Source organism: Achromobacter pulmonis (assembly GCF_021733725.1).
GTDB lineage: Bacteria > Pseudomonadota > Gammaproteobacteria > Burkholderiales > Burkholderiaceae_B > Achromobacter > Achromobacter pulmonis.
Genome location: NZ_JAIFOT010000001.1, coordinates 4,885,306 through 4,906,302 on the forward strand (window position 1 = coordinate 4,885,306; position 20,997 = coordinate 4,906,302).

Genomic DNA, 20,997 nt, shown 5'->3' on the forward strand with positions numbered 1-20,997 from the left:
CTCCTGAGAGGATAGGACGGGAGGCCACCCGTCGCTGCGTCTATGGTACGCCACCCGCGCGGCGCCGCCGAGTACCGCCGCGCCCCCCTTAGCCGCCGGAGATGTCCATGCCGTCACGTCCGCCCGCGATCCGTCGCGTCTCGTCCCTGATCGCCTGCGCCGCCTTGTTCTTGTGCGCGCCGGCCTGGGCCTCGCCACAGCAAAGCCCGGACCGGCCACCCGCCGCGCGCGTGCAGGTGACGGCCGTGGTGGGCGGGCTGGACCGTCCCTGGTCGATGGCATTCCTGCCCGACGGCGGCGTTCTGATCACCGAACGGCCCGGCAAGCTGCGCCTGCTGCGCACCCCCGGCGGCCTGTCCGAGCCGCTGGCCGGCGTGCCCAAGGTGGCGGCGCAGGGGCAGGGCGGCCTGCTCGACGTGGCGCTGTCGCCGGGCTTCGCGCAGGACCGCTACGTCTATCTTTCGTATGCCGAATCCGACGGTTCGCGCAGCGGTACCGTGGTCGGCCGCGGCCGCCTGTCGGCCGACGCCAGCGCGCTGGAGGATTTCCAGGTGCTGTTCCGCCAGGCGCCCAAGCTGTCGCAGGGGCTGCACTTCGGCTCGCGCCTGGTGTTCGACGGCAAAGGCTACCTGTTCATCTCGCTGGGCGAGAACAACCAGCGCCCAAGCGCGCAGGACCTGGACAAGCTGCAGGGCAAGGTGGTGCGCCTGAAGGCCGACGGCTCGGTGCCGACCGACAATCCCTTCGCCGGCAAGGCCGGCGCGCGTCCCGAGATCTGGTCGTACGGACATCGCAACCCGCAGGGCATGGCGCTCAACCCCTGGACCGGCGCGCTGTGGGAGAACGAGCACGGCCCGCGCGGCGGCGACGAGATCAACCTGGTGCAGCCCGGCAAGAACTATGGCTGGCCGCTGGCGACCCATGGCATCAACTATTCCGGCCAGCCAATACCCGAAGCCAGGGGCGAGACGCTGCCCGGCATGGCGCCGCCGCTGTACTGGTGGGCCAAGTCGCCGGCCATCAGCGGCATGGCGTTCTATGACGCCGACCGTTTCCCGGCCTGGCGCCGTTCGCTGTTCATCGGCGCGCTGGCCGACCAGGACCTGATCCGCCTGACGCTGGACGGCGACAAGGTGGTGGCCGAGGAACGGCTGCTGGGCGAGCGCAAGGCCCGCATCCGCGACGTGCGGCAGGGGCCGGACGGCTATATCTATGTGCTGACGGATGCCTCGCCGGGCGAATTGCTGCGGCTGGCGCCGGCGCAGCCGGGAGGGTGAGCATCATGAAGACCTACGAACTGATCGGGTCGCCGGGCTGCGGTTCGGCCATCGTCGAGATGGCGCTGGCGCTGGCCGACGTGCCGCATGTGCTGACCGATGTGCCGTATCTCAAGCCCGGGCCGCAGCGCGACCGGCTGCTGCGCCTGAACCCGCTGGGCCAGGTGCCGACGCTGATCACGCCCGATGGCGAAGTGATGACGGAGAGCGCGGCGATGGTGCTGCACCTGCACGACGTCGCGCCCCAGGCCGGCCTGGCCCCGGCGGCGACGCGGCCGGAGCGGCCGCGCTTTCTGAATCTGCTGCTGCGGCTGGTGGCAGCCATCTACCCCACCTTCACCTACGGTGACGACCCGCCGCAGTGGACCACCGCGGGAGCGCCCGCGGAACTATTTCGCGAACGGGTGCATGGCCGCCGCGCTGATCTGTGGCTGGAGCTGGAGCGCCAGGCCGGCGCGCCGCACATGCTGGGCGAGCGCTTTTCGGCCCTGGACCTGTACGTGACGGTGATGACGCACTGGCGTCCCGGGCAGGCCTGGTTCGAGGCCAATTGTCCGGCGCTGACATCGGTGGCGCGCCAGGCGGCGCAAGAGCCGAAGGTGGCGGGGGGCCTCAAGCGCAATTTCCCGCCGCCGACGGAGTAGCCGCGCACAGACCGAGGCGGCAGCGTCCGCACGGCGCATCCGCTGATGCGTCCGATGGCCCCTTCTATGCGGAGCTGGTCGACCCGCCATTTCCCGCAGATGGGACCGGCTCGACGGGGCCGCCATCGCCGCCGACCATCCGGCGGCATTCGAGATCAGCTTCGCCCGCCTTACTTGAACAACGCCGCGTTCTCTTCCAACACCGCATCCGCGCATTGCGCGTCCAGGTTGCCGCCCGGCGCGCCGGCCACGCCGATGGCGCCGATGACGCTATTGCCGGCCTTGATAGGCACGCCGCCGCCCAGCAGCAGATAGCCGGGGATGTCGGTCAGGTTGGCGGCGGCGGGGTTCTTTTGCGCGTTCTCCATGATGGCCAGCGTCGGCGCCTTGGCCGAGGCCGACGTGAAGGCCTTGGCGCGGCTGGCTTCGATAGTGTGCGGGCCGGCGTTGTCGGCGCGCGCGAAGGCCTTGAGCAGGCCGGCGCGGTCGACCACCGAGGCGCTGACGTGGTAGCCCTTGGCCTGGCAGGCGGCGACGGTGGCGCTGGCCAGCTTCTGGGCGTCGGCGCTGGAGATATTGCTTTCGCTGAGCACGGCGGCGTGGGCGGCGCCGCTGACGGCAAGCGTGGCAACCAGGGTGGCGAGCGGGTAACGGGTCATGGTCTGCGTCCTTTCTTCAAGTGGGGATCAGGAGCAGTCAGTGTGGCCAAAATGCCGGCGGCGCGGTATGCGCCCGATTACCCACGGGCCTCCGTAGCGCTACGGAGGTGGCGGGCCGGCGTTAATCCAGCAACGTGGCGTACTGGCGGATCAATTGCGCCAGCGAGTCGGCTTCGAGCTTGGCGAAGACGTTGGCGCGATAGGTTTCGACAGTGCGTGGCGACAGGTCGAATTCGCGCGCGATTTCCTTGTTGCTCATGCCCTGCACGATGCGTTTCAGCACCTCGTGCTCGCGCGCCGACAGGCGCGCCAGGCGGTCGGCGGCGGCTTGGGTCACGGCCAGGCGCTCGCGGCGGGCGATGTGGCCGCGCACGGCGGACTGCACCGCGTCCAGGAAGACGTCGTCGTCCACGGGTTTCTGCAGAAACTCCATGGCGCCGCCCTTGAAGGCGCGTCGGCACAGGTCGACATTGGCGTGGCCCGTGAGCATCACCACCGGCAGGTCCGAGGTGTCGGCCAGCCGCGCCAGCACGTCGAGTCCGCTGATGCCGGGCATGCGGATGTCCAGCACCACGCAGCCGATGGCCTGAGGCCCCAGTTGCGCCAGGAACTGCTGCGGATCGGCATGGCTTTCGCTGCGCAGGCCGACCGTGCGCAACAGCAGCGCGAGCGCGTCGCGCACGGCGTCGTCGTCGTCGACCAGGTAGACCAGGGGCGATTGGGCGGACAGGTTCATGCGGTGTCTCCGGCCAGCGGCAGTACCAGGGTGAAGCAGGCGCCCGAGGGCTGCAGGTTGCGCGCGGCCAGGCGGCCGTCCATGGCGCCCGCCAGCGTTTCGCAGAGCGCCAAGCCCAGCCCCATGCCCTGGGCGCGGGTGGTGTAGAAGGGCGTGAACAGCCGGGGCAAGGCGTCGGCGGCGATGCCCGGGCCGTTGTCGCTGACGCTGAAGACATAGGTGGCGCCCTCGGCGCGCCCTTCGAGCGCGATCTGGCGCGGGCCGGCGGTGGCGGCCAGCGCGTCGGCGGCGTTCTGCACCAGGTTGTGCAGGATCTGTTCCAGGGCGACCCGGTCGCCCAGCGGCCGGGCCAGCGGGCTGGCGTTGCGCCAGTCCAGCTGGATGCCCTGGCGCGCCAGCTCGGGGCCGCGCAGGAAACGCAGCGAGTCCACCAGCGCGTCCGGGTCCAGCGCCTCGCGCCGACCCGGCGCGCTGGGTTGCACCAGGTCGCGCATGCGGCTGATGATGTCGGCGGCACGCTTGGCCTGTTCGGCGCTGGCCAGCAGCGCGCGGCGCACCGCGGGGCGCTCGTCGTCGTCGTCCAGCAGGCGTTGCGCGGCGCGCGTCTGCGCCAGGATCGCGGTCAGCGGCTGGTTCAATTCGTGGGCGATGCCGGCCGCCATTTCGCCCAGCGTGCTGAGCCGCGCCATCGCGGCCAGGCGCGCCTGCTCCTGCCGGCGCCGGGTCTCGGCGCGGGAGCGCCGGGTGGCCGCCACGCCCGCCACCAGCAGCGCGCTGGTCAGGCCCCACAGCAGCCAGGGCAGCCAGGGCCAGGTGGCCGGCGTGAGCGTGCGGGCGCTGTACAGCATGAAGGGCTGGCTGGCCGCGCCCAGCGGCTTGGACAGCGCCAGCGGCCAGCCGGATGGTGCGGGATCGGGCTGGCGTTGCAGCAGCGCCAGCGGCTGTGGGCCGATGGCAAGGGTCAGGTTGGACAGGCCGGCGGGAAAGTCGGCGGCGGCGAGCAGGTCGCGCGCGTCCACCAGCAGACTCCAGCTGGAGGGCGACACCAGCCAGTAGCGGGCGGCGTCCAGCGGCAGCGTGACCGGACGGCCCAGGCTGCGGGCCTGTTGCACTGCGGCGCGCAGGCCGGGCGGCTCGGCGCTGCTGCCGGCCCAGGCGCCGTCCGTCAGGTAACCGAGCGCCCGCAGTTGCGGCATGGCCGGCCGCAGGCTGGGAAACAGCCGTTCCGGCGCGGGGGGATGCGACAGCGCGGCCAGCGTCGCCAGCACCGCCTCGTGCTGCACGGCCTTCTGGCTCAGCATGCGCTGCGCAATGCTGGTGTCCTGGAAAAAACGGTCGTACTGGTCGACGTAGTGCTGGCGGCCGATCCAAAGGGTGCCGAGGCAGAACAGGACCAGCCAGTAGAGGAGGGCGCGGCGGCGCAAGGGGGGATTCACGCTGGGATTATGCCCTGCGGCCTGTCCGCACTGGAATCCGTAGGGCTACGGAGGCGGCGAGCCGTCCGCCGCCGTGGCGGGCAGGCAGGGTCAGGCGCGCGCGGCGGGCGCGCGCAACTGCCATAACGCATCCAGCACGTATTGGGTGGCGCGTTCGATCTGGCCATCGCGATGCGCGATGCCCAGCGGACGCCACAACGCGGGCCGCAATGGCCGCATCGCGATGCGCGGATCGGGTTGCGGCGCGGTGGCCTCATGCGGCAACAGGGTCGCGCCGTAGCCGGCCGCCACCAGGCTCTTGATGGCGTCGTTGTAATTGAGCTGGATGCGCGGACGCGGGTTGAGGCCGGCGCCGGCGAACCATTCGCCGGTCTGGCGCGAGAGCCGGGTGCTGGCGTCGTTCAGGATCAGCGGCCGTTCGCCCAGCCACGCGGGCGTGACGCGGGGCGGCGCGTCCCAGGCGGCGGGCAGGAAAGCCATGATGGGATCGCGCCGCCACGGCCGCAGCACCAGGCCGGGCACCGGCGGCTGCGGCAGCGCCACCAAACCGACATCGAGGGTGCCGTCGCGCAGTTGCTGCAGGGTTTCCTGGGACGTCAGCACGGCGACCTGCACGTCGATGCCGGGATGCTCGCGCCCCAGCGTTTCCAGGGCGCGCGGCAGCAGATGGGCGATGGCGCCGGTGGATGCGCCCAGCCGCACCCGGCCGCCCAGGCCCTGCACCTGCCGCTGCACATCGTCGAGCGCCTGGTCGGCGTCGGCCAGCAGGCGCCGCGCGCGTTCCAGCAGGGTGTCGCCGATGGGAGTGGGCCGCACCTGGCCCCGCGTGCGCGTCAGCAGCGGCGCGCCGATGCGGGCTTCCAGGTCGGCGACGTGCAGGCTGACGGTGGGCGGCGCCAGGTGCAGCGCGCGGGCGGCCTCGGCGAACGAGCCCAGGTCGGCGATGGCGACCAGGGTGCGCAGGCGGTCGAGGTTGATTTCACGCATGGCGGTCTCGTTCAGGAATACTGTATTTCATCGTCATGATATTCGACTTTTCCTATCCCTGGCGTTGCGCAATGATGACGTCCATCAACCCCGTTCCGCCGGCACCGCGCCGGCTTACCCGCAAGGCCACGCACATGACGCATCCTCTCGTATTCATCGACGGCGACCAGGGCACCACTGGTCTGCAGATCCACGAACGCCTGCGCGGCCGCGCCGACTTGCGCCTGCTGACCTTGCCGGAGGCCGAGCGCAAGGACGAGCGGCGCCGCGCCGAGGCCATCAACGCCAGCGACATCGCCATCCTGTGCCTGCCCGACGAACCGGCGCGTCAGGTGGTGGCGTCCATCGTCAATCCCGAAGTGCGGGTGATCGACGCCAGTTCGGCGCATCGCACGACCCCCGGCTGGGTCTATGGATTCCCGGAGATGGAAGCGGAGCAGGCGCGGCGCATCGCCGAGGCCAAGCGCGTCAGCAACCCGGGCTGCTATCCCACCGGCGCCATCGCTTTGCTGCGGCCGTTGGTGCAGGCCGGCCTGGTGCCAGCCGACTATCCGCTGGCCATCCATGCCGTGTCCGGCTATTCGGGCGGCGGGCGCGCCAGCGTCGACGCCTACGAGGCGCCGGGCGCCGCGGGCGGGTTGGCCTTCCAGGTCTACGGATTGGGGTTGGCGCACAAGCACACGCCCGAAATCGAGCGCCATGCCGGCTTGTCGCAACGGCCGGTGTTCGTGCCATCGTACGGGGCGTTCCGCCAGGGCATCGTGCTGACGGTGCCGTTGCAGCTGCGCCTGTTGCCGGCCGGCGTCACGATCGCGCAATTGCACCAATGCCTGGCGCGCCACTACGAGGGCAGCCGCCATGTGCAGGTGATGGCGCCGCAGGACGCCGCCGCGCAGACCCACCTGGATCCGCAGGCGCTCAATGGCACCAATGACCTGCGCCTGGCGGTGCATGGCAATGCGTCGCACGGCCAGGTGCTGCTGAGCGCCGTGTTCGACAACCTGGGCAAGGGCGCCTCGGGCGCGGCGGTGCAGAATTTGGACCTGATGCTGCACGCACTGGCGCTGGCGACGGCCTGAACCAGACGAGGCGCGCCGGCCAGCGCGCCTCGCGGGGGCACCGCGGCCGGGCGCCGTCACGGCTTTGGCCGCTTCACCCGTTCACCACTTCATTTCGCCCTTGGCCACCTTGGCGCTGATTTCGAGCGAGGCGGCCGCGCCCGCCTGCGGGTAGCGCGCGCGCATGGCCCGGATCAGTGCGGCGCTGTCCTTGGCCTGGGCCGCCTCGGCCTCGAAGGCGCGCAGGTAGCCCTGGGTGTAATGCACCGATTCCAGGGTCAGCGGCGCGCCGGGGGCGTAATGGCCCGGCACCACGGTCGTGGGCTTGAGGCTGTCGATACGGGCCAGCGTGGCGAGCCAGTCGGCGCGCGATTGCGGCGTCTGCGTGTCGGCGGTCCACACGTGCAGGTTGCCGAACACCACCACGCCGCCCACCACCGCTTTGCGTGACGGAATCCAGACGAAGCTGCGGTCGGGCTGTGGGCCGTCCAGGCCAGTGATTTTCAGGGCCTGGCCTTCGAGCGTCAGAGTGTCGCCTTGCAGCACCTGCGGGATGACGGCCTTGCGCGGCGCGTCGGCGCCGAGCTTGGGCCCCCAGAACGCCAGCTTGGCGTCGACCGTCTCCTGGATGTGGCGCACGATGGGGGCGGTGGCCACGACCTTGGCCTGCGGGAACGCCGCCAGGACGGTGTCGAGCCCGAAATAGAAATCCGGGTCGCCGTGGCTGATGTAGATGGTGGTCAGCGTCTTGCCGCTGGCGCGTACCAGCGCCACCAACTGCTCGGCCTGCGATTTGCCGAACTGGGCGTCGATCAGGATGGCTTCGCGCGCGCCGCTGACCAAAACGGACGACACCTGGAAGATGGCGTCGTTGCCCGGGTTGTAAGGCGTGATTGTCAGTTCGGTGGCGGCGGCCAGGCCGGGGATGGATAGGGCCAGCGCCAGGGCGGGCAGCAGGCGACGCGGGGAGGACACGGTGAGCATGGCGGTTTCCTGGAAGAGAAAGGGAATGACCGCAGTCTAGTTGCGCCATTCGACCAGATAAACCGCGATTGCGCCGCCAGTCTGTTGCGTATATCGCTCAAATAGAGGCCGCCACTGACGGTTTTCCCGCATCGGCCGGATCCGCCAAGGTCTCCACCACCAGCGTGCGCAGCCAGCGCGTGCCGGGATCGCTTTCGAAGCGCGCATGCCAGTGCACCGTGACGCTCAGGGGCGGCAGCGTCAGCGGCAGCGGCCGGATCTCGAAGGCATTGTCGCGGTTGAACCAGACCGCCGCGCGGTGCGGCAGGGTGACGGTCAGGTCGGTGCGGCGCACGATCTCGGCGGCGGCCGAGAAATGCGGCAGCGTCAGGTAGGGCTGGCGGTGCAGCCCGGCTTCGCCGAGCACGTCGTCCAGCAGCCGGTGGGCGCTGGCGCGCGAGTCCACCAAAATGTGGTCCAGGCGCTTGAACTGGCCGCGCGTCAACCCCACCGACAACACCGGGTGGCCGCGCCGGCCCATGCAGGCATAGCGCTCGCTGAACAGGTCGGCGTGACGCGTATGGCGGCCCAGGCCGGCCAGGTTGCCGATGGCCAGGTCGATGTCGCCGTCCTTGAGCGCCTGCGGCAGTTGCTCCAGCGGCACTTCCACCACCTCCACCTGCAGGCGCGGCGCCAGCGCATGGACGCGCTCCATCAGGCTGGGCAGGAACACCATCTCGCCGATATCCGACATCGACAGCCGGAACCGCCGCGTGCTGCTGGCCGGATCGAAATGCTGCCGCAGGCTGACCGCCTCGGCAAAGCTGTTCATGCCGCGCTCGATCGGGCCGGCCAGCGCGAAGGCCACCGGCGTAGGACGCATGCCCGAGGGGGTGCGCACGAACAACGGGTCGTCGAATTTCTCGCGCAGCCGGGCCAGGGCATAGCTGACCGCGGGTTGCGTCAACTGCAGCCGCTGGGCCGCGCGCGTGACGCTGCGTTCATGCAGCACGGTCAGGAAAACCCGCATGAGATTCAAGTCGAAGTCCATGCCCGCCCTTGTTATCAGTCTGGTTTATGCAATGAATAATACCCATAAATTTGACACATAAATAGTTGATTCCTAGACTAATTTTCACGAGCCGCGGCAGTGACCTTGCGGCCGCCGACAACAAGGGGAAGAGCACGTCATGCATGCATTGACTTTGCCGTCGCTGTTGCGCGACCAGGCGGCACGCCAGGAAACGCGGCCGTGGCTTCAGGCGCCGGGCGGCGCGCTGCGTTACGCCGAGGCGCCCGAACACGCGGCCCGCTGGGCGGCGCTGCTGGCGCGGGCCGGGGTGGCCCGGGGCGATCGCGTCGGCCTGATGGCGGGCAATCGCATCGAGTTCATGTCGCTGGTGCTGGGCTGCGGCTGGCTCGGCGCGGTGGTGGTGCCGATCAACACCGCGTCTCGCGGCATGCAGTTGCAGCACATCGTGGCCAACAGCGGTTGCGTGCTGCTGGTGGCGGATCATGCCTCCTGTCCCGCGCTGGCCGGCCTCGACGCCGCCGGGCTGGCCCTGCGCCAGATCTGGCTGCTGGACGACGGCGCGAATGATACGGGCGCCGCCACGGCCGGCCTGCCGGCGCCCGCCGCCGCGCTGCCGGCCTTGCCGGACACGCTCGCGCCGGAGGCCGATCTTGGCCCGGGCGATACCCTGGCGATCCTCTATACCTCCGGCACCTCGGGCCTGTCCAAGGGGGTGTGCTGCCCCCATGCGCAGTTCCACTGGTGGGGCGTCATCGCTGCGCGCAACCTCGGGATCGGCGCCGACGACGTGCTCTACACCAGCCTGCCACTGTTCCACACGAATGCGCTGAACGCCTGCTTCCAGGCGCTGGTGACCGGCGCGTCGATCGTCTGCGATGCGCGCTTCTCGGTCAGCCGCTATTTCGAACGGCTGGCGGCCAGCGGCGCCACCGTGACCTATCTGCTCGGCGCCATGGTGCCGATGCTGCTGGCGCGCGAGCCGTCGGCCGCTGAGCGTGGCCATCGCGCGCGTATCGCGCTGGCGCCGGGCGTGCCGGAGCGCTTCCACGCCGTCTTCACCGAGCGCAGCGGCATCGCGCTGCTGGAAGGCTACGGTTCCACCGAAACGAACTTCGCGCTGGGCGGCACGCTGGCCGAGCAGCGCCCTGGCACCATGGGCCGCGTGGCGCCCGAGTTCGAGGCCATCGTCGCCGACGAGCACGACGCGCCGCTGCCCGACGGCCAGGCCGGCGAGCTGCTGCTGCGCGCGCGGCCGCCGTTTGCGATTGCCACCGGCTACTTCGGCATGGCCGACAAAACAGTCGAGGCCTGGCGCAACCTGTGGTTCCACACCGGCGACCGCGTGGTGCGCGAGGCCGACGGCTACTTCCGCTTCCTGGACCGCATGAAGGACGCGATCCGCCGGCGCGGCGAGAACATCTCGTCGTACGAGGTCGAGCAGGTGCTGCTGGCGCATCCGTCGGTGGCGGTCGCGGCGGTCTACGCGGTGCGCTCGGAGCTGGCCGAGGACGAAGTCATGGCGGCGTTGGTCTACAAGCCGGGTTGCGCGCTCACGCCCGAGGCCCTGCTGGACTTCTGCCAGCCGCGCATGCCGTATTTCGCCGTGCCGCGCTATCTGCGCGTGCTGGACGACCTGCCGCGCACCGAGAACGGCAAGGTCCGCAAGTTCCGGTTGCGCGATGAGGGCGTGACGGGCGACACCTGGGATCGCGACGCCGCCGGCTACCGCGTGGCGCGTTGAATCCCGTCCATATAAAACAAGGGGCAAGAGCATGACGATGGCATACCAGGGCGCGACGCAGAGCGCCGAGGAGCAGGCCCGCCGCAAGCGCACGCGGCGGGTGGTGATGGCGTCCGTCGCCGGCAACGCGATGGAGTGGTACGACTTTTTCATCTATGGCACGGCGGCGGCGCTGGTGTTCGGCGAGCTGTTCTTTCCCCACGGCACCGACCCGTTGCTGGGCACCATGGGGGCCTTCGCCGGCTTTGCCGTGGGCTTCCTGGCGCGGCCGCTGGGCGGCGTGATCTTCGGCCACATCGGCGACCGCTACGGCCGCAAGCTGGCGCTGGAGTGGACGCTGGGCATCATGGGCGCGGCCACCTTCCTGATCGGGCTGTTGCCGACCTATGAGCAGGTCGGCATCTGGGCGCCGGTGTCGATGGTGGTGCTGCGGGTGCTGCAGGGCGCGGCGGCCGGCGGGGAGTGGGGCGGCGGCGTACTGCTCATCAGCGAGGCGGTGGGCGGCAAGCGCCGCGGCTATTTCTCGTCGTTCAGCCAGTTGGGCGTGGCCGGCGGCTTCGTGCTGTCGTCGGGCGTCTTCATGCTGGCGCAGCAATTGCCGCAGGACGCTTTCATGAGCTGGGGTTGGCGCCTGCCATTTCTGTTGAGCGTGCTGATCTTCGGCATTGGCCTGTACATCCGCAAGCACATCCCGGAAAGCGATGCGTTCGTGCAGGCCAAGAAGACCGCCAAGCGCGGCATGCCGGCGGTGGAAGTGTTCCGCCGCTACCCGCGCCAGGTGTTCACGGCCATGGGGTTGCGCGTGGCGGAGAACGGCGGCTCATACATCTTCCTGGCGTTCGCGCTGGCCTATGGCAAGTTCCTGGGGATTTCCAACGATGTGATGCTGGGCGGGGTGCTGGCGTCCATGTTCATCGAGCTGGGCACGCTGGTGGGGTTCGGCCACCTGTCGGACCGCATCGGCCGGCGCACGGTCTACCTGATCGGCTCGGCCGGGTTGATGCTGGCGGCCTTCCCGTTCTTCTGGCTGGTGCAGACCAAGGAGCCGATGTGGATCTTCCTGGCGTTCTTCCTGGGCAATACCGTGTGCCACGCCGCCATGATCGGCACGCAGCCGGCCTATTTCGCCGAGCTGTTCCCGCCCGAAGTGCGCTACACCGGCCTGGCCCTGGGGCACGAACTGGCCTCGGTGTTCGCCGGCGGCCTGTCGCCGCTGATCGCCATGGCGCTGCTGCGCAAGTATGAATCGGCCACGCCGGTGGCCTGGTTCCTGGTGGGGATGGCGGCGATCACGGTCATCACCTTGCTGTTGACGCGCGAGCCGCCGCGGCAGGAATCGGCATGAACGCCGGCCCCGGTATCGTCGGGGTGGGCGAGACCCCCGCGCTGCGCCATCCCGAGCCCGGCTGCAACACCGCCACCCTGATCGCGCAAGCGGTGCGCCTGGCGCTGGACGATGCCGGGCTGCGGCCGGCGGAGGTGGACGGTCTGGGGCTGGCCTCGTTCACATTGCGTCCCGACCGCGCCATCGACATGGCGTGGCGGCTGGGCCTGACACTGGACTGGTGCATGCAGGACGAGATGGGCGGCGCCAGCGCCATCAACCTGCTGCGTCATGCCTGGCTGGCGCTCCAGGCCGGGCAGGCGCGCACCATCGTGCTGGTGGCCGGCGACCATTTCAGCGGCGCCGATTTCGCCGACCTGGTGGGACGCTACAACCGCAGCGCGCAGGATTACCTGAGCCCGCTGGGCTGCGCCGGGCCGAACCCGCTGTTCGCCATGCTGACGCAGCGGCAGATGGCGCGGACCGGCCTGCGGCGCGAGGACTACGGCGCGCTGTGCGTGGCGCAGCGCGCCTGGGCCGGCGCCAACCCCAACGCCGCCTACCGCCAGCCGCTGACGCTGGCGCAGTACCTGGAGGCGCCGCTGGTGGCCGCGCCGCTGGGCCGGCTCGATTGCGTGCCGGTGGTCAGCGGCGCCTGCGCGCTGGTGCTGCGGGCGCGGCCGCAAGGCGTGCACGTCGCGCTGCGGGCCAGCGGCGCGCGCTACAACGCCGACCAGCAGGAAGGCGACGGCCTGGTGACCGGCATCGCCGGGTTCGCGCCCGCGCTGTGGGCCGAGGCCGGACTGGGGCCGCGCGACATGGACGTGGCCGGGGTCTACGACGATTACCCGGCCATGGCCCTGGCGCAGTTGTGCGACCTGGGCCTGGCGCCAGCGGATGATCTGCCGGGCTTCATTGCGCGCCGCATCGCCACGCGCGCGCTGCCGGTGAACACGGCAGGCGGGCAGTTGTCGGCCGGGCAGGCCGGCACGGCCGGCGGCATGCACGGACTGGCGGAAGTGGCGCGCCAATTGCTGGGCCGCGCCGGCGCGCGCCAGGTGGCGGGCGCGCGTTTCGGGGTGGCGACCGGCTACGGCATGGTGCAGTTGCGCTATGGCATGTGCGCCAACGCGGCGGTGCTGGCCAGGGAGGACGCATGAGTTTCAACGTGATGGAGTGCGCGCAATGCGGGCACCGGGTCTACCCGGCGCGGCTGTGGTGCCCGGCTTGCGGGCACGATGGCGCACACGCGGTGGCGCTGGAGGAGGCCGAGCTGCTGGCGTGGACGCAAGTGCCCGGCAAGGCGGGCGAGAGCGGTAGCGTCTTTGCCACCGTCAATGCGTTGCCGCGCGGGCCGCTGCTGGTGGTGCGCTTGCCTGAGGCGCCGCGGCAGGGAGCGGGGCAACGCCTGCGCCTGCTCGCACACACTTGGCAAGGGGTGACGCTGCCCTGGGCGCAAGCGCCGTCCGACGGGGAAGGCGTCCCGGGCAAGCACTGACGATTCGGCGTGACTGCGCGGGGACTGTCCTGAGCATGTCGGCGGCGCCAGTTAGTGCCTGGCGCCGGCCGTCCGGATCGATTGCAACCGTTGCGCCAGGGTGGCGCTCGACAACTCGCCGACGCGTATGTCCAGCAATCGGCCCTGCGCATCCAGGAACAACGTCGCCGGCAGGCCGCGATTGCTCACCTGGCGCGAGGCCTCGCCGGCCGGGTCGAGCAAGGCGTTGGCCAGCGACGGCGCGTGCGCGCCCAGGTATTGGCGAACGGTGGCCGCCGCCTCGCCCTGGTTGAGAAAGACGAAATGGATGTCGGGATGAGCCGCTTGCGCCTGCTCGAAGGCCGGCATCTCGCGGCGGCACGGCGGGCACCAACTGGCCCACAGGTTCACGACCATGGGCTTGCCATGGAAGGCGCCGAGCGTGGCGGGCGCGCCATCGAGCCGCTGCAGCGACAAGCCGGCCAAGTGGGGTTGCGATGGAGGCGGCCCCGCCAGCAGCCGGCCGCCTCCCAGCCAGACGGCCGTTGCCAGCGCCAGCGCGGCCGCCAGGGCGCGGCGCGGCGCGCGGTCACGCAACAGCGCGTAGAGGCCGTAGGCGAGCGCCGCGGCCAAACCGGCGGCGCCGGTCCAGCCGCCATCGCGCAGGTCCAGGATCTTAATGGGATCCTGCGCGAAGTGATCGCGGTATTGCCACACGAATGCCAGGCGCGCTGCCAGCAGGCCCAGCAGCAGGCAGCGCCACAGCTCGCGGCTTGCGGCTTCGGCGCGGGCGCCGGCCAGCAGCCGGCCGGCGATCAGGCCGATGGCGATGGCGGCCGCCAGCAGCGCGAGTTCGATCGGAAACACCAGGGGGCCGAGACGCAGGGCGGGGGTCATACGGCGCGCTCCCGGCGCGTGGCCGCGCCAGGGCGGCCGGTGTTGCGAAATTCCATGGCATGGGACCCGTCGGGGGGAAGGGCCAAGCCTAGCATGGCGCCGCGCGGTGCCTGGGCGGCCTTCGGTGTCGCCAGAGGCCCGAATTGAAACCGCTGCCTGCGCGCTGACCGGCTGAGCCTGACGCCGATGGCCGGTTGCCGCCTGCCGCGCCTGCGCACCCGGCCGGTCCGATGCAGGGCACGCTGAAACACATATTTCCAGGGGCGTTAAAATAGCCGGCTCGCGGCTTTCGTCGAGCCCTCCGGCCATCTTCATTCCGGCGCCCCGCGCCCTCGATAAAACATGAAAAAACTGACTGCTGTTCTTCTCGTGTCCGCCACCACGATGCTGACCGCCTGCGGCCCGTCCGACAATGCGCCGGCCCCCAGCGCGCAGGCGCCCGCCGCTGCCCGCAAGGTCGTGGTCGGCCTGGACGACAACTTCCCGCCCATGGGGTTCCGCGATGCCAGCAACCAGATCGTCGGCTTCGACATCGACATGGCCAAGGAAGCCAGCAAGCGCCTGGGCCTGGAGGTCGAATTCAAGCCGATCGACTGGAGCGCCAAGGAAGCCGAACTGAACGGCAAGCGCGTCGACGTGCTGTGGAACGGCCTGACCATCACGGAAGAGCGCAAGAAGAACATCAGCTTCACCGCGCCCTACATGGCCAATCACCAGATCATCATCGTCGGCAATGCTTCGCCGGTGAAGACCAAGGCCGACCTGGCCGGCAAGGTGGTCGGCGCCCAGGACGGCAGCAGCGCCACCGACGCCATCGCCAAGGACCCGGTCGCCGGCAGCATCAAGGAAGTCAAGAAGTTCGGCGACAACGTCACCGCGCTGATGGACCTGGCCGCCGGCCGCCTGGACGCCATCGTGGTCGACGAAGTGGTGGGCCGCTACCTGATCAGCAAGCGCGCCGGCGAATACCGTGTGCTGGACGAGAACTTCGGCACCGAAGACTACGGCGTGGGCGTGCGCAAGGACGACACCGAGCTGCTGGCCAAGCTCGACAAGACGCTGGATGCCATGAAACAGGACGGCACCGCCGGCCGCATCGCCACCCAGTGGTTCGGCGCCAACATCATCAAGTAACATCCCGGGAAATGCCCGGACCGCCGCGCGGTCCGGGCATTTTTCAGTCCGGCGGGCCGGCCGCGCCGGCATTTCCGCCCCTGAACCACCCCGCCGGCTAGGCGCTCATCCCTCCGCATGGACTACGTACTCTCCCTTCTGGGGCCCATGGCGCAAGGCGCGAAAGTGACCTTGACGCTGTTCTTCATCACGCTGGCGCTGGCCGTGCCGCTGGGCCTGGTGCTGGCGCTGCTGCGGATCTCCAAATGGGGTTTCGTCAGCCAGCTGGTCAACGGCTATATCTGGCTGATGCGCGGCACGCCGCTGATGCTGCAGATGCTGTTTATCTACTTCGCGCTGCCGTTCGTGCCGGTGGTGGGCGTGCGCCTGCCCGATTTCCCGGCGGCGGTGGTGGCGTTCGCGCTGAACTACGCGGCGTATTTCGCCGAGATCTTCCGCGCCGGCATCCAGGCGGTGGATCGCGGCCAGTACGAGGGCAGCAAGGTGCTGGGCATGACCTACCTGCAGACGCTGCGCCGCATCGTGCTGCCGCAGATGGTGCAGCGGGTGCTGCCGCCCATGAGCAACGAGACCATCACCCTGGTCAAGGACACCTCCCTGATCTACGTGCTGGCGCTCAACGACATCCTGCGCACCGCGCGCGGCATCGTGCAGCGCGATTTCACGACCACGCCGTTCCTGGTCGCGGCCGCCTTCTATCTCATCATGACGCTGGTATTGACGTGGTTCTTCCAGCGTATGGAAAAGCGCTATGCCAAATACGACCAGTAATCCGTCCAACGGCGGTCGCGGCACCATGATCTCGGCGCGCGGCATCGTCAAGTCGTTCGGCGCCAACCGGGTGCTGGACCAGGTCTCGCTGGAACTGGGCAAGGGCGAGGTGGTGGCGGTGATCGGGCCGTCGGGCTCCGGCAAGAGCACCTTCCTGCGCTGCCTGAACCATCTGGAAACCATCGACGACGGCACCATCGAGATCGAGGGCGAAGCCCTGGCCACGGCGGTGCCGGGCGGCCAGAGCCGCTACGCCAGCGATGCCGAGGTGCGTCGCATCTGCCGCAAGATGGGCATGGTGTTCCAGTCGTTCAACCTGTTCCCGCACATGACGGTGCTGCAGAACATCATCGAAGCGCCCATGATCGTCAAGGGCATGCCGCGCGCGGCCATCGTGCCCAAGGCCGAGGAACTGCTGCGCAAGGTCGGCCTGCTGAACAAGCGCGACAACTATCCGACCCGCCTGTCGGGTGGCCAGAAGCAGCGCGTGGCCATCGCCCGCGCGCTGGCGATGGAGCCGGACATCATGCTGTTCGACGAACCGACCTCGGCGCTCGATCCCGAGCTGACGGGCGAGGTGCTGCGCACCATGCGCCAGCTGGCCGACGAGCACATGACCATGCTGGTGGTGACCCACGAAATGGGCTTTGCCCGTGAAGTAGCGCACCGCGTCATCTTCATGGACGAGGGCCGCATCGTCGAAGAGGCGCCGTCGGCCGAGTTCTTCCGCGCGCCGCGGCATCCGCGCAGCCGCGAATTCCTGGCGCACATGCTGTAGCAAGCGGCAACGGCGCCGGCTCCCGCCGTTGGCGCGCGCCCGTGGCCGCCGAGCCCCGGCTCAGCCCTGGCCGCGCCGGGGCACGATCATCGGGCTGCCGGTCTCAGGATCGGGCAGCACCCGGCAGTCCAGGTCGAATACCTGCCGCATCGCGGCCTCCGTCACCACCTGGTGTACTTCGCCCTGCGCCGCGATGGCGCCGGCGCGCATCATGACGACGTGGCCGGCATAGCGGAACGCCAGATTCAGGTCGTGCAGCACCACCACCAGCGTGCGCCCGGCGCGGTGCAGGCGCGCGCACAGTTCCAGCAGGTCGATCTGGTGGCGGATGTCCAGGAAGGTGGTGGGCTCGTCCAGCAGCATGATGCCGGCGTCCTGCGCCAGCACCAGCGCCAGCCAGGCGCGCTGGCGCTGGCCGCCGGACAGTGTGTGAACCGGATGGTCCGCCAGCGCCGCCAGATCGGTGTCGGCCAGCGCCGCGTCGACCGCTTGGGCGTCGGCCGGCGACCATTGCCGCAGCAGGGTCTGGTGCGGATAGCGGCCGCGCGCTACCAGGTCGCGCACCGTGATCATTTCCGGCGCCAACGGGTTCTGCGGCAGATAGGCCAGATGCCGCGCCACCGCTTTGCGCCGCAGGCTCGCCAGGTTGGCGCCGTGCAGCAGCGCCTGGCCCTGGGTGGGCGCCAGTGCGCCGCCCAGCACCCGCAGCAACGTGGACTTGCCGCAGCCATTGGGACCGACCACCGCCGTGAACGCGCCCGGGGCGACCGCCAGCGACAGATCCTGCAGCACGGCCGTGCCGCCATAGGACAGGCAGACCTGCCGCAGTTGCAGGGCCGGCTCGCGGTCGGCCGCAGCGTTCTTCAGGTTGCAGTCTTGCGCCATTCGAGTACCAACAGGAAAGCGAGATAAAGGCCGCCGATGCCGGCGCTCAGGACGCCCACGGGCAGGCCGTTGGGGCCGGCCGCGCGGGCCAGCAGGTCGGCCGCCGCCAGCAGCACGGCGCCGGTCATGGCCGCCAGTAGCGGCTGCGGACCGCTGGCACGCACGCAGCGCCGGGCGATCTGCGGCGCCGACAGGGCGATGAAGGCGATTGGGCCGGCCACCGTGACGGCGGCCGCGGCCGCCAGTACCGCCACCAACGTCGCGGCCAGCCGGCTGCGCGCGGGCGCGGCGCCAAGCGCCTGGGCCAGGTCGTCGCCCATTTCCAGCAGACGCAACCGCGCGCACAGCGCCAGCCCGAGCGGCAGCAAGATCGCGCAGGCCGCGCCGATCACGGCCACGTCGGTCCAGGTCTTGCCGGCCAGGCTGCCGTTGAGCCAGGCGGCGGCCAGGTAGGCCTGTTCGCGCCGCAGGTTGGACAGGCCATACTGCACGAAGGCAAAGGCAATCGCGCCCACCGCGATGCCCGCGATCACCATGCGCTGGGGCGCGGCAAAGCCGGCGCCGGAGCCGAACCAGACGCCGGCCGTGGCCAGCAGTGCGCCCGCCGCCGCTCCCCAGGCCACCGGCATCAGTCCGGGCCAGACCATGGCCACCGCCACCGCACCCGCCGACGCGCCAGCCGTCAGGCCGATGACGTCGGGACTGCCCAGGGGATTGCGGGTAAGGCTCTGGAACAGCGCGCCCGACAGGCCCAGCGCGGCCCCGGCGCCCAAGGCCGCGAGCACGCGCGGCAGGCGCACCGTAAATATCAGCCATTGCGCCACGGCGCCGCCGGTTCCCTGCAGGGTCTGCCACAGCGTGCCCCAGGACAGGCCGGGGTGGCCGACCCGCAAGGCCGCGACGACCAGGGCGCAGGCCAGCGCCAGCAGCAGCGCTGCATAGGCCAGCGCGCGCGGCGCCACGGGCCAGGCCAGCCAGTTGCCGGCGCGCAGCAGGCCTGCGGGCCCTGGAGCGCAAAGAGGCGCGCCGCGATTCATGCCAGGCTCCGCGACCGGCGGCGTAACGCAGCCAGCAAGAAGGGCGCGCCGATGAAGGCCACCACCACGCCCGTGAGGAGTTCCGCCGGCGCCCGCAGCAGCCGCGCCAGGATGTCGGCGATCAACATCAGCAGCGGGCCGAGCACCACACAATAGGCCAGCAGCCAGCGCAGATCGGGGCCGGCGTAGCGGCGGGCAATGTGGGGCACGGCCAGGCCCACGAACGCGATCGGACCCGCGGCGGCGGTGGCGGCCGCGGCCAGAACCGCCACGCACAGCAGGCCCAGCGCGCGATACAGGCCGGCGCGCAGGCCCAGGGCCTGCGCCAGTGTCTGGCCCAGGGCCAACAGATTGAGCGGCCGCGCCAGGGCCGCTGCCACCAGCAGAGCGGCGCCGATATAGGGTGCGGCACGTACCGCGGCATCCAGAGACTGGCCCGCCAGCGAGCCCACCGCCCAGAAACGATAGGCATCGAAGATGTCGTCGCGCAGCAGCGCCACCGCCTGCACATAGGCGAACAGCACCGCGTTGACGGCGGCGCCGGCCAGGATCAGCCGCACCGGTTGCAGTCCGCGGCCGCCAGCCCCGATCAGGTACACGGCCGCCGCGGCCGCCAACGCGCCGGGCAGCGCGGCCCAGAACGGATGCGCCGGCAGGCCGCCCAGGACCAGCGCCGCGGTGACGATGGAGGCGGCCGCGCCGGCATTGACACCCAGCAGTCCCGGCTCGGCCAGCGGATTGCGGGTCAGCGCCTGGATCAGTGCGCCGGCGACCGCCAGGGCCGCGCCGGTCAGCACGGCGAGCACGGTGCGCGGGATGCGTGAGGCGACCACCAGCGCGGCGTGGCTGCCGTCGGGCTGCAGCAGCACGCGCCAGACCGTGGCCGCCGACAGGCCGCGCGAGCCGAACCACAGGCTCGCCAGCGCGGCGGCGGCCAACAGCAGACAGGCGCCCAGCAGCAGCGGCGCGCGCAGGCGCGGCGTGTGGGGCCGCAGGTCTTCGGCGCCTGGCGCGAGAGGCTGGCGCGACGGCATCAGGGCGCGGCTCCGCCGGCTTGGGCGTGGCGCGCCGCCCGCGCCAGTTGCGGCGCGAGCCGGTCCAGCATCCAGGCCACCGCCAGCGGCGTGCCGGAGGACGACGCCATGACCAGCGCCGGATCGCTCAACGCCACGTAGGCGCCGCGCCGTACCGCGGCAATCGAGGCATACAGGGGCAGGGCGGCGGTACGGTCGCGCTCCTCGGGCGAGTAGAACCACGACACCAGGATGTCGGCATCGCCAAGCGCGTCGGCATGCTCGAAGCCCAGGTAGTGGGCGAAGTGCCCGGCGCTGGGCCGCAGGCCGCGTACCGACGGCGCCAGGGTCAGGCCCATGGCCGCGAGCGTATCGACGCGCGGATCGCCGGCCACATAGGCGGCGAAGTTGCCCGACCCCAGGTCGGCGCGCACGTAGGCGAAGGTCTTGCCGGCCAGTTCGGGGTAGCGGCGCGCGGCCTGGGCCAGCGCGCCATGGATGCGGGCCTTGAGCGGCGCGGCCGCCTCGCGCTTGCCGAGCGCCGTGGCGATCAGGTCGATCTGCGTGTCCACCGGCGTCAGGAAGGGCTGATCGGGGTAGGCCACCACCGGCACCAGCCGCGACAGTTGCGCGTAGGCCTCGGGCGTGACGCCGGAAAACGGCGCCAGCACGACGTCCGGACGCAGCGCGATGATCTTTTCGATGTCCAGTTCGGGATACACCGTGATGCGTTCGGGCAAGGGCTGGCCGGCGGCCTCGATGGCGGCTCGCACCCATGGCCAGTAATGATCCGCGTCGCCGCCCCAGTCGGCGCGGCCCACGCCCACCGGCACCACGCCCAGCGCCAGCGTCAGGTCATCGGCGCCCAGGCCGAGGGTGACGACGCGCTTGGGCGGGGCCGCGATCACGGCCTTGCCGAGCGCGCTGTCGAGCGTTACCGGAAAGCCGCTGGCCGGGGCGCCGTGGCGTGGCGCGGGGCCGGCCGGATTCGTGCTGATGGCGGCGGCAGGCGCCGGCGCGGCAGCGGACGGCGCGGGGCGGTCGCACGCCGTCAGGGTCAGGGCCACGGCCAGCGCCGCCGCGCCGAACGCGGCGCGGCGGCGCCAGGGCCGCGCGAAAAGCGGAATCAAGTGCATCGTGCGGGGAA

General features: G+C 70.7%; 21 protein-coding genes. 10 read left to right on the plus strand and 11 right to left on the minus strand.

The window, feature by feature from the left end:
- Nucleotides 1-107: 107 nt before the first annotated feature.
- A complete protein-coding gene (locus K2W61_RS22425) occupies nt 108-1,277 on the plus strand; it encodes a PQQ-dependent sugar dehydrogenase (RefSeq protein WP_419761615.1) in 1,170 nt (389 codons plus the stop codon).
- Between the two features lie 5 nt (nt 1,278-1,282).
- Nucleotides 1,283-1,921 (plus strand): glutathione S-transferase family protein, encoded by a 639-nt coding sequence (locus K2W61_RS22430; protein ID WP_236756571.1) that lies wholly within the window; start codon nt 1,283-1,285, stop codon nt 1,919-1,921.
- 170 nt (nt 1,922-2,091) lie between these two features.
- On the opposite strand, the gene K2W61_RS22435 is transcribed toward K2W61_RS22430, so the two are convergent.
- The 4 genes from K2W61_RS22435 to K2W61_RS22450 all read right to left on the minus strand — a co-directional run bounded on the left by K2W61_RS22435 (nt 2,092) and on the right by K2W61_RS22450 (nt 5,739).
- The gene (locus K2W61_RS22435) at nt 2,092-2,580 is read right to left on the minus strand and encodes a GlcG/HbpS family heme-binding protein (RefSeq protein WP_175132042.1); all 489 of its coding nucleotides are present in this window, start codon (nt 2,578-2,580) and stop codon (nt 2,092-2,094) included.
- A gap of 121 nt (nt 2,581-2,701) precedes the next feature.
- Nucleotides 2,702-3,316, minus strand: a complete 615-nt coding sequence (locus K2W61_RS22440; protein ID WP_236756572.1) for a response regulator transcription factor — start codon at nt 3,314-3,316, stop codon at nt 2,702-2,704.
- The gene (locus K2W61_RS22445; protein ID WP_175139881.1) at nt 3,313-4,752 is read right to left on the minus strand and encodes a sensor histidine kinase; all 1,440 of its coding nucleotides are present in this window, start codon (nt 4,750-4,752) and stop codon (nt 3,313-3,315) included. Before K2W61_RS22445 ends, K2W61_RS22440 begins: the two co-directional genes overlap by 4 nt.
- 90 nt (nt 4,753-4,842) lie before the next feature.
- Nucleotides 4,843-5,739, minus strand: a complete 897-nt coding sequence (locus K2W61_RS22450) for a LysR family transcriptional regulator (protein ID WP_236756573.1) — start codon at nt 5,737-5,739, stop codon at nt 4,843-4,845.
- Nucleotides 5,740-5,873: 134 nt separating this feature from the next.
- On the opposite strand from K2W61_RS22450, the gene argC reads away from it, so the two are divergent.
- Nucleotides 5,874-6,818 (plus strand): N-acetyl-gamma-glutamyl-phosphate reductase, encoded by a 945-nt coding sequence (argC, locus tag K2W61_RS22455; protein ID WP_236756574.1) that lies wholly within the window; start codon nt 5,874-5,876, stop codon nt 6,816-6,818.
- An 81-nt stretch (nt 6,819-6,899) separates the two neighbouring features.
- Here argC and K2W61_RS22460 read toward each other — a convergent pair whose 3' ends face one another.
- A complete protein-coding gene (locus K2W61_RS22460; protein ID WP_236756575.1) occupies nt 6,900-7,781 on the minus strand; it encodes an MBL fold metallo-hydrolase in 882 nt (293 codons plus the stop codon).
- 97 nt (nt 7,782-7,878) lie between these two features.
- Nucleotides 7,879-8,811 carry a LysR family transcriptional regulator gene (locus K2W61_RS22465; RefSeq protein WP_236756576.1) on the minus strand — a complete coding sequence of 311 codons (933 nt, stop codon included), beginning with the start codon at nt 8,809-8,811 and terminating at the stop codon, nt 7,879-7,881.
- A 139-nt stretch (nt 8,812-8,950) separates the two neighbouring features.
- Between K2W61_RS22465 and K2W61_RS22470 the strand changes: the two genes are divergently transcribed.
- The 4 genes from K2W61_RS22470 to K2W61_RS22485 are packed head-to-tail and all read left to right on the plus strand — an operon-like array spanning nt 8,951 to nt 13,356.
- Nucleotides 8,951-10,534, plus strand: a complete 1,584-nt coding sequence (locus K2W61_RS22470) for an ATP-dependent acyl-CoA ligase (RefSeq protein ID WP_236756577.1) — start codon at nt 8,951-8,953, stop codon at nt 10,532-10,534.
- A gap of 31 nt (nt 10,535-10,565) precedes the next feature.
- Nucleotides 10,566-11,879, plus strand: coding sequence for an MFS transporter (locus K2W61_RS22475; RefSeq protein WP_236756578.1), 1,314 nt, complete (start codon nt 10,566-10,568; stop codon nt 11,877-11,879).
- Nucleotides 11,876-13,018: a thiolase family protein gene (locus K2W61_RS22480; RefSeq protein WP_236756579.1), complete on the plus strand. Its 1,143-nt coding sequence runs from the start codon at nt 11,876-11,878 to the stop codon at nt 13,016-13,018. Before K2W61_RS22475 ends, K2W61_RS22480 begins: the two co-directional genes overlap by 4 nt.
- Nucleotides 13,015-13,356 (plus strand): zinc ribbon domain-containing protein, encoded by a 342-nt coding sequence (locus K2W61_RS22485; RefSeq protein WP_236756580.1) that lies wholly within the window; start codon nt 13,015-13,017, stop codon nt 13,354-13,356. The genes K2W61_RS22480 and K2W61_RS22485 overlap by 4 nt, the downstream gene beginning before the upstream one ends.
- A gap of 51 nt (nt 13,357-13,407) precedes the next feature.
- Here the strand turns inward: K2W61_RS22485 and K2W61_RS22490 are convergent, their stop codons facing one another.
- Nucleotides 13,408-14,232, minus strand: coding sequence for a TlpA family protein disulfide reductase (locus tag K2W61_RS22490; protein ID WP_236756581.1), 825 nt, complete (start codon nt 14,230-14,232; stop codon nt 13,408-13,410).
- A 342-nt stretch (nt 14,233-14,574) separates the two neighbouring features.
- Between K2W61_RS22490 and K2W61_RS22495 the strand changes: the two genes are divergently transcribed.
- From K2W61_RS22495 to K2W61_RS22505, 3 genes are all read left to right on the plus strand, one after another.
- Nucleotides 14,575-15,366 carry an amino acid ABC transporter substrate-binding protein gene (locus K2W61_RS22495; protein WP_236756582.1) on the plus strand — a complete coding sequence of 264 codons (792 nt, stop codon included), beginning with the start codon at nt 14,575-14,577 and terminating at the stop codon, nt 15,364-15,366.
- 117 nt (nt 15,367-15,483) lie between these two features.
- Entirely contained in the window at nt 15,484-16,137 is a 654-nt protein-coding gene (locus K2W61_RS22500) for an amino acid ABC transporter permease (protein ID WP_175132055.1), read from the plus strand.
- Nucleotides 16,138-16,162: 25 nt separating this feature from the next.
- Entirely contained in the window at nt 16,163-16,915 is a 753-nt protein-coding gene (locus K2W61_RS22505) for an amino acid ABC transporter ATP-binding protein (RefSeq protein ID WP_175132186.1), read from the plus strand.
- 60 nt (nt 16,916-16,975) lie between these two features.
- Here K2W61_RS22505 and K2W61_RS22510 read toward each other — a convergent pair whose 3' ends face one another.
- Genes K2W61_RS22510 through K2W61_RS22525 form a run of 4 tightly spaced genes read right to left on the minus strand, consistent with a single transcriptional unit; the run spans nt 16,976 to nt 20,986 of the window.
- Nucleotides 16,976-17,800 (minus strand): ABC transporter ATP-binding protein, encoded by an 825-nt coding sequence (locus tag K2W61_RS22510; protein ID WP_175139891.1) that lies wholly within the window; start codon nt 17,798-17,800, stop codon nt 16,976-16,978.
- Nucleotides 17,779-18,837 carry a FecCD family ABC transporter permease gene (locus K2W61_RS22515; protein WP_236756583.1) on the minus strand — a complete coding sequence of 353 codons (1,059 nt, stop codon included), beginning with the start codon at nt 18,835-18,837 and terminating at the stop codon, nt 17,779-17,781. The genes K2W61_RS22510 and K2W61_RS22515 overlap by 22 nt, the downstream gene beginning before the upstream one ends.
- Nucleotides 18,834-19,871, minus strand: coding sequence for a FecCD family ABC transporter permease (locus K2W61_RS22520; RefSeq protein WP_236756584.1), 1,038 nt, complete (start codon nt 19,869-19,871; stop codon nt 18,834-18,836). The genes K2W61_RS22515 and K2W61_RS22520 overlap by 4 nt, the downstream gene beginning before the upstream one ends.
- Entirely contained in the window at nt 19,871-20,986 is a 1,116-nt protein-coding gene (locus K2W61_RS22525) for an ABC transporter substrate-binding protein (protein WP_175132058.1), read from the minus strand. The genes K2W61_RS22520 and K2W61_RS22525 overlap by 1 nt, the downstream gene beginning before the upstream one ends.
- Nucleotides 20,987-20,997: the final 11 nt, after the last annotated feature.

What these genes read in the sequence shown, in the direction of transcription:
- K2W61_RS22425 (WP_419761615.1), top strand. Translation starts at nt 108, where the DNA reads ATGCCGTCACGTCCGCCCGCGATCCGTCGCGTCTCGTCCCTGATCGCC.
- K2W61_RS22430 (WP_236756571.1), top strand. Translation starts at nt 1,283, where the DNA reads ATGAAGACCTACGAACTGATCGGGTCGCCGGGCTGCGGTTCGGCCATC.
- K2W61_RS22435 (WP_175132042.1), bottom strand. Translation starts at nt 2,580, where the DNA reads ATGACCCGTTACCCGCTCGCCACCCTGGTTGCCACGCTTGCCGTCAGC.
- K2W61_RS22440 (WP_236756572.1), bottom strand. Translation starts at nt 3,316, where the DNA reads ATGAACCTGTCCGCCCAATCGCCCCTGGTCTACCTGGTCGACGACGAC.
- K2W61_RS22450 (WP_236756573.1), bottom strand. Translation starts at nt 5,739, where the DNA reads ATGCGTGAAATCAACCTCGACCGCCTGCGCACCCTGGTCGCCATCGCC.
- argC (WP_236756574.1), top strand. Translation starts at nt 5,874, where the DNA reads ATGACGCATCCTCTCGTATTCATCGACGGCGACCAGGGCACCACTGGT.
- K2W61_RS22460 (WP_236756575.1), bottom strand. Translation starts at nt 7,781, where the DNA reads ATGCTCACCGTGTCCTCCCCGCGTCGCCTGCTGCCCGCCCTGGCGCTG.
- K2W61_RS22465 (WP_236756576.1), bottom strand. Translation starts at nt 8,811, where the DNA reads ATGGACTTCGACTTGAATCTCATGCGGGTTTTCCTGACCGTGCTGCAT.
- K2W61_RS22470 (WP_236756577.1), top strand. Translation starts at nt 8,951, where the DNA reads ATGCATGCATTGACTTTGCCGTCGCTGTTGCGCGACCAGGCGGCACGC.
- K2W61_RS22475 (WP_236756578.1), top strand. Translation starts at nt 10,566, where the DNA reads ATGACGATGGCATACCAGGGCGCGACGCAGAGCGCCGAGGAGCAGGCC.
- K2W61_RS22480 (WP_236756579.1), top strand. Translation starts at nt 11,876, where the DNA reads ATGAACGCCGGCCCCGGTATCGTCGGGGTGGGCGAGACCCCCGCGCTG.
- K2W61_RS22485 (WP_236756580.1), top strand. Translation starts at nt 13,015, where the DNA reads ATGAGTTTCAACGTGATGGAGTGCGCGCAATGCGGGCACCGGGTCTAC.
- K2W61_RS22490 (WP_236756581.1), bottom strand. Translation starts at nt 14,232, where the DNA reads ATGACCCCCGCCCTGCGTCTCGGCCCCCTGGTGTTTCCGATCGAACTC.
- K2W61_RS22495 (WP_236756582.1), top strand. Translation starts at nt 14,575, where the DNA reads ATGAAAAAACTGACTGCTGTTCTTCTCGTGTCCGCCACCACGATGCTG.
- K2W61_RS22500 (WP_175132055.1), top strand. Translation starts at nt 15,484, where the DNA reads ATGGACTACGTACTCTCCCTTCTGGGGCCCATGGCGCAAGGCGCGAAA.
- K2W61_RS22505 (WP_175132186.1), top strand. Translation starts at nt 16,163, where the DNA reads ATGATCTCGGCGCGCGGCATCGTCAAGTCGTTCGGCGCCAACCGGGTG.
- K2W61_RS22510 (WP_175139891.1), bottom strand. Translation starts at nt 17,800, where the DNA reads ATGGCGCAAGACTGCAACCTGAAGAACGCTGCGGCCGACCGCGAGCCG.
- K2W61_RS22515 (WP_236756583.1), bottom strand. Translation starts at nt 18,837, where the DNA reads ATGAATCGCGGCGCGCCTCTTTGCGCTCCAGGGCCCGCAGGCCTGCTG.
- K2W61_RS22520 (WP_236756584.1), bottom strand. Translation starts at nt 19,871, where the DNA reads ATGCCGTCGCGCCAGCCTCTCGCGCCAGGCGCCGAAGACCTGCGGCCC.
- K2W61_RS22525 (WP_175132058.1), bottom strand. Translation starts at nt 20,986, where the DNA reads ATGCACTTGATTCCGCTTTTCGCGCGGCCCTGGCGCCGCCGCGCCGCG.